This window comes from Kitasatospora sp. NPDC029367 (assembly GCF_055569135.1).
The window spans coordinates 15,157-17,029 of record NZ_JBVHYH010000064.1; the positions used below are offsets into that span (position 1 = coordinate 15,157).

The 1,873-nt window shown below is 72.5% G+C and carries 1 protein-coding gene; it reads left to right on the forward strand.

Annotated elements, in window-relative coordinates; translation table 11 throughout:
* Window positions 1-443 precede the first annotated feature (443 nt).
* Window positions 444-1,754 (forward strand): aspartate--tRNA(Asn) ligase, encoded by a 1,311-nt coding sequence (aspS, locus tag ACZ4W5_RS28320; RefSeq protein ID WP_360245189.1) that lies wholly within the window; start codon window positions 444-446, stop codon window positions 1,752-1,754.
* Window positions 1,755-1,873: the final 119 nt, after the last annotated feature.

The window sequence follows — 1,873 nt, forward strand, 5'->3', positions numbered from 1 at the left end:
AACGGCTCGTGGGGCCGGGGGTGCGAGTCCGCCCAACCCCCCCCCCCCCCCCCCCCCCTCCCCCCCCCCCCCCCCCCCCCGGCCCCCCCCCCCCCCCCCCCCCCCCCCCCCGCGACCGCGCGGGTTTCTCGGTTGCCGCTGCCGCCACCCGCTTCGTATGCTGCTGCGCAACGCGTCGACGGAGACGAGTAGCCAGGGAACACGCGAGCAGAGAGAACCGCCGGAAGCTGGGAAGGCGGTCTCGCGCCCCGAGGCGAAGACCCTCCTGAGCGCGGGGAGGAACGACCCCACATCCGGTGGTCCAATGCCCCGCCGGCCGGCCCCCGTCACCGGGCCTGAACGAGGCCGCCGCTCCGGTGGCGGCGAAAGTGCGGTGGTACCGCGAGTCACCCTTCTCGCCCGCACTCCCAAGGGATCATGACGATGTCCTTCGGAGGACCTCAATGATCCACAGCCGCGTCCGTGTCTCCGAGCTGCGGGAACACGTCGGCCGTACCGTCTCCGTCTGCGGGTGGGTGCACACCCTGCGCCTGCAGCGCGCCATGCAGTTCGTCGTCGTGCGGGACGGCACCGGCCTGGTGCAGGTGACCCACCGGCGGGACGGCGGGCCGCTGGAGGCCCGGCTCGACGCCCTCACCCCCGAGTCCGCCGTGCGGATCACCGGCCGCGTCGTCGAGGCGGCCCAGGTCAAGCTCGGCGGCCTGGAACTCGTCCCCGAGACGGTCGAGGTGCTGAACCCGGCCGCCACTCCACTGCCGATCGACGACCGCACCGGCCCGGAGCAGCGGCTGGACTGGCGCTTCCTGGACGTGCGCCGCCGTCCCGCCGCGCAGCTGCTGTTCGCCGTCCAGACCACCCTGGAACAGGGCCTGCGCGCGTACGCCCACGCGCAGGGCGCCACCGAGATGCACACCCCCAAGCTGATGGGCACCGCCTCGGAGTCCGGCGCGGAGGTCTTCGAGGTCGGCTACTTCGGCCGCAGCGCCTACCTGGCGCAGTCGCCGCAGTTCTTCAAGCAGATGGCGATCGCGGCCGGCATCGACAAGGTCTTCGAGATCGGGCCGGTCTTCCGTGCCGAACCGTCGTTCACCTCCCGGCACGCCACCGAATTCACCGGCGTGGACGTGGAGTTGGCCTGGATCGACGACGTCGAGGAGGTGATGGCCTTCGAGGAGCGGATGCTCGCCCACGCCATCGCCGAGGTCGCGGACCGGCACGGGGAGGCGATCGCCGAGCACTTCGGCGTCGAGGTCACCGTGCCCACGACGCCCTTCCCCCGGATCACCATGGCCGAGGCGCAGGAGATCCTCCGCGAGGGGGGCTGGGACCGGGAGGGCGTCAAGGACGACCTCGACCCGGAGGGCGAACGGGCCATCGCGGCCCACCTCAAGGAGGCCACCGGGCACGAGTTCGCCTTCATCACCCGCTACCCGGTCGGCATCCGGCCCTTCTACCACAGGCGCCCCGCCGACGACCCGACCGTGACCCTGAGCTTCGACCTGCTCTGGAAGGGCCTGGAGATCACCACCGGCGCCCAGCGCGAGCACCGGTACGACGTGCTGCTGGAGCAGGCCGCCGAGAAGGGCCTGGGCGCGGAGCCGATGCGGGACTACCTGAACGCGTTCCGGTACGGCTGTCCGCCGCACGGAGGCTTCGGCATGGGCCTCGGACGGGTGTTGATGGTCCTGCTCGGCCTGCCCTCGATCCGCGAGGCCAGCTTCCTCTTCCGCGGCCCGAACCGGCTCACGCCGTAGGACGGGCGGGGGAGTCCGCGCAGGAAGTCGGCCGGGCCGACTTCCTGCGCGGAGCCGTTGCGGGAGGGGGAAGGAGTGGTGGAGGGGATCGCCGGTGTCCTTGGGGTCGTCGACGGTGA

Bases quoted from the DNA above. Each gene is read 5' to 3' on its own strand.
- aspS (WP_360245189.1), top strand. From the start codon at position 444: ATGATCCACAGCCGCGTCCGTGTCTCCGAGCTGCGGGAACACGTCGGC.